Genomic DNA, 4,262 nt, shown 5'->3' with positions numbered 1-4,262 from the left:
GCCTTTTGTCTTTTATTTTTTACTGTAAATAAAAAAATAATATCTTCGCATTTGCGTTATATAATTTCAGAAACGACCACCATAAACAATGGCAAAAAAAATACTGACTTCATTTTTTCTAATCCTGACAGCTCTATCCTATGGGCAGATTGGTGGAAAATATACCTATCAGTTTCTGAATTTAGTGACATCACCCCGTCAGGCAGCGCTGGGAGGGAAAACCGTTACGATTTATGACAACGATGTAAACCAGGCTATTTATAATCCCGCTACGATTAATGTGGAAATGGATAACCATCTTTCGGTTAACTATGGTAGTTACTACGGAGAAGTGACCTATGGTACGGCGGCCTATGCCTATACCTGGGATCGTCACGTGCAAACCTTTCATGCCGGCGTTAACTATGTAAATTATGGTACTTTTGAAGGATATGATGAAACCGGAAACCGGACTTCCGATTTTACCGGTAGCGAAATCGCCCTTTCCTTCGGGTATGCGTATAATATTCCGTGGACCGACATTCATATCGGAGCCAATGCCAAACTGATCTCATCCACTCTGGAAAGTTATAACTCTTTTGGAGCCGCGGTCGATCTGGGTGCTATTTATGTAGACGAAGACAATGATATTAACATCGGTCTGGCGGTGCGAAATGTAGGGACGCAGATTACGACCTATGCCGGTTTACAGGAAAAACTACCGTTGGAAATCATCGCCGGAATTTCGCAGCAAATGGAAAATGTGCCCATCCGTTGGCACCTGACACTCGAAAACCTGCAACAATGGAATATCGCTTTTTCCAATCCGAACCGGGCCGAAAGTAGCATCGACGGAGAAGTACAGGAAGAAAAAGTGTCCTTTATAAATAATGCCATGCGCCACGTAATCTTGGGCGCGGAATTATTTCCGGGGAAAAGCCTTAATTTCCGCCTGGGTTATAACTTCAGGAGAGGAGAAGAACTTTCGATAACCGATCAACGTACCTTTGCCGGAATTTCTGCCGGTTTCGGATTGCGTTTCAACACCGTAAAATTTGACTATTCCTATTCACGCTATACTTCGGCGGGGAATACCAGTCTTTTTGGACTTACAATTAACTTACAATAAAATACAAACGTTTTGAAAAAAATTACCATAGCAATAGATGGGTTCTCATCCACGGGGAAAAGCACGCTGGCCAAACAACTGGCGAAAGAACTGGGATATGTTTATGTGGATACGGGAGCAATGTACCGCGCGGTAACCTTATTTGCCATGCAACAGGGATTGATTTCCGATAGCCATTTCGATAAAGAGCAACTCATTGCCGCTTTACCGCAAATTAGTCTGCAGTTTCAGTTTAATCCGCAATTGGGATTTGCTGAAATGTACCTAAACGGTCAGAATGTGGAAACCGAAATCCGTACATTGGAAGTTTCACAACAGGTAAGCCGGATTGCTGAGGTATCGGAAGTACGCGCAAAACTGGTCGAGCAACAACAGAAAATGGGTGCCGATAAAGGTATTGTAATGGATGGACGTGATATCGGAACGGTTGTATTTCCGGAAGCCGAATTAAAAATCTTTATGACCGCCAGTCCGGAAACCCGCGCACAACGTCGTTTTGATGAATTAACGGGTAAAGGGCAACAGGTTACGTATGAGGATGTATTGCAAAATGTAGTGGGACGTGACAAAATCGATACGAGTAGAGACGATTCTCCGTTGGTAAAAGCCAATGATGCGTATGAAGTAGATAATTCCAATTTAAGTCGGGAAGAACAATTTGCGTTAGTGTTAAAACTGGCGACCGAAAAAGGATCCTGATCAAATTAAAAATAAAATCCAGAATAGGATGCGGTTCGTTTTATAACGCATTTTATTTTGGATTTCCTGTTTTTATTAATAGATTTACCAGCTTTTTTAAAAATTAAAACGAATCTAATACACAAAATTACACCACATAATGACTATAAAAAATCGTCTTATCCTGATGAACTTCTTCCAATTCTTTGTTTGGGGGGCGTGGCTTATCACCATAGCAAATTATTGGTTTGGAACTAAGAACTGGGAGGGAACCCAATTTGGTCTGGTTTTCGGAACCATGGGAATTGCTTCTTTATTTATGCCAACACTAACCGGTATCATCGCCGACAGATGGGTGAATGCCGAAAGATTATACGGGATATTACACATATTATACGCCGGAGTATTGTTTTCGTTACCACAGGTAGCCACACCGACAACTTTTATTTATGTGATGCTTTTGGCGATGTGTTTTTACATGCCAACCATTTCGTTATCCAATTCCATTTCCTATACGGCTTTAAAGCAAAATAGCAATGATGTGGTAAAAGATTTTCCACCCATCCGTGTTTTCGGAACGATTGGATTTATCGTAGCGATGTGGATTACCAATCTTACCGGAAATAAAGCAACCGAATACCAGTTTTATATTGCCGGAATTGCAGCATTAATCCTGGGATTATACGCTTTTACATTACCAAAGTGTAAACCGCAACGTTTGATTAGTGAGAATGCCTCTTTGGCAGAAACCTTAGGATTGGAAGCGTTTAAATTGTTTGCCAATTATAAAATGGCGCTTTTCTTTGTTTTCTCCATGTTTTTGGGTGGCGCTTTACAGTTGACCAATGCGTATGGGGATGTATTTTTAGATGAATTCAAACATTTTCCAAAATATGCCAATTCGTTTGTAGTGGAATATTCGACCATTATCATGTCGATTTCGCAGATATCGGAAACCTTATTTATTTTGGCGATTCCGTTTTTCCTAAAACGATTCGGAATCAAACAGGTAATGTTGATCAGTATGTTGGCCTGGGTATTGCGTTTTGGATTATTTGCTTTTGGTGATCCGGTAACCGGTTTGTGGATGATTGTGATGTCGTGTATCGTTTACGGTATGGCATTTGACTTCTTTAATATTTCGGGATCGCTATTTGTGGAAACCAATACCAGTGCTAAAAACCGTTCGTCGGCTCAGGGATTGTTTATGATGATGACCAATGGATTCGGAGCGGTATTGGGTAGTTTTACATCCGGATGGGCGATTGATAAATATTTTACCAAATCGTTTTCAAACACAACAGAACTGGCAACCTATTTGCAAACGGAACCAACCAACGGATTAATGAATGAATTTGTAAAAGGACACGGCGTAGAAATTTCGGCTGACGGACTTTTCAGTAATCCAATCTTTATGAAAGACTGGCATCATATCTGGCTGACATTTGCAGCCTACGCACTGATTATCGCCATTGCTTTCGCCTTGATGTTTAAACACAAACACGATCCGAAAGACGTGGAAAATATAGTACATTAATAAAGAACCGGTGAAAAGCCGGTTTTTTTTGTATCCGTTTCCGAGAAAAAGATTTTAAATACGATGGTAAGCGGTTGTTTTGGAACGGAATAAAGTTTTGTAAATCAAAAAAATAGTATTACCTTTGCACACCTTTTGGCGAAGACGAGTTTCCTTTAGGTATCAACAATTTATGTAAAACACTTCTGTTATTTTCGATCGCATTAAGAAACTCAGGAAAACACAGAATACAAATTTTTTATCAGACATGTCTGAACAAACAAAAACACAAGACGAGTTTTTAGCGAATTTTAACTGGCATAACTTCGAAGAAGGTATCGATGCTGTTGACGAAAAAAACTTACAAGAATTTGAAGATTTAGTAGCAAAAACTTTTATCTCTACTGACGCTGAGGAAGTAGTAGAAGGAGTAGTAGTAAGAATTACTGAAAGAGATGCTATCGTTGACATCAACGCTAAATCTGAGGGTGTAATTTCATTAAATGAATTCCGTTACAACCCGAACTTAAAAGTAGGTGACAAAGTAGAAGTATTGATTGACGTTCGTGAAGACAAATCAGGTCAGTTAGTATTATCTCACAAAAAAGCACGTACAATCAAAGCTTGGGACAGAGTTATCGCTGCTAACGAATCAGGTGAAATTGTTAACGGTTTCGTTAAATGTAGAACTAAAGGTGGTATGATCGTTGACGTATTCGGAATCGAGGCATTCTTACCAGGTTCTCAAATCGACGTGAAACCAATCCGTGACTACGATCAGTATGTGAATAAAACAATGGAATTCAAAGTTGTTAAAATTAACCACGAATTCAAAAACGTTGTTGTATCGCACAAAGCGCTTATCGAAGCAGATATCGAAGTACAGAAAAAAGAAATTATCGGTCAGTTAGAAAAAGGACAGGTGTTAGAAGGAGTTGTGAAAAACATCACTTCTTACGG

4 protein-coding genes are annotated in these 4,262 nt (G+C 39.7%); all 4 read left to right on the top strand.

Annotated elements, in window-relative coordinates; genetic code table 11:
- The first annotated feature begins 88 nt into the window (after window positions 1-88).
- Window positions 89-1,108: a type IX secretion system protein PorQ gene (porQ, locus tag Q1R07_RS07875; protein WP_300488265.1), complete on the top strand. Its 1,020-nt coding sequence runs from the start codon at window positions 89-91 to the stop codon at window positions 1,106-1,108.
- Between the two features lie 12 nt (window positions 1,109-1,120).
- The gene (cmk, locus tag Q1R07_RS07870) at window positions 1,121-1,807 is read left to right on the top strand and encodes a (d)CMP kinase (RefSeq protein WP_300488262.1); all 687 of its coding nucleotides are present in this window, start codon (window positions 1,121-1,123) and stop codon (window positions 1,805-1,807) included.
- A gap of 139 nt (window positions 1,808-1,946) precedes the next feature.
- Window positions 1,947-3,323, top strand: a complete 1,377-nt coding sequence (locus Q1R07_RS07865) for a nucleoside permease (RefSeq protein ID WP_300488259.1) — start codon at window positions 1,947-1,949, stop codon at window positions 3,321-3,323.
- A gap of 247 nt (window positions 3,324-3,570) precedes the next feature.
- A partial coding sequence (locus Q1R07_RS07860) for a S1 RNA-binding domain-containing protein (RefSeq protein WP_300488256.1) occupies window positions 3,571-4,262 on the top strand: 692 nt, incomplete at its 3' end.

The organism is Flavobacterium sp., from assembly GCF_030146175.1.
In the GTDB taxonomy this organism is placed as follows: domain Bacteria; phylum Bacteroidota; class Bacteroidia; order Flavobacteriales; family Flavobacteriaceae; genus Flavobacterium.
The sequence above is the reverse complement of the archived record's forward strand: the minus strand, read 5'-3'. Positions and strand labels throughout refer to the sequence as shown.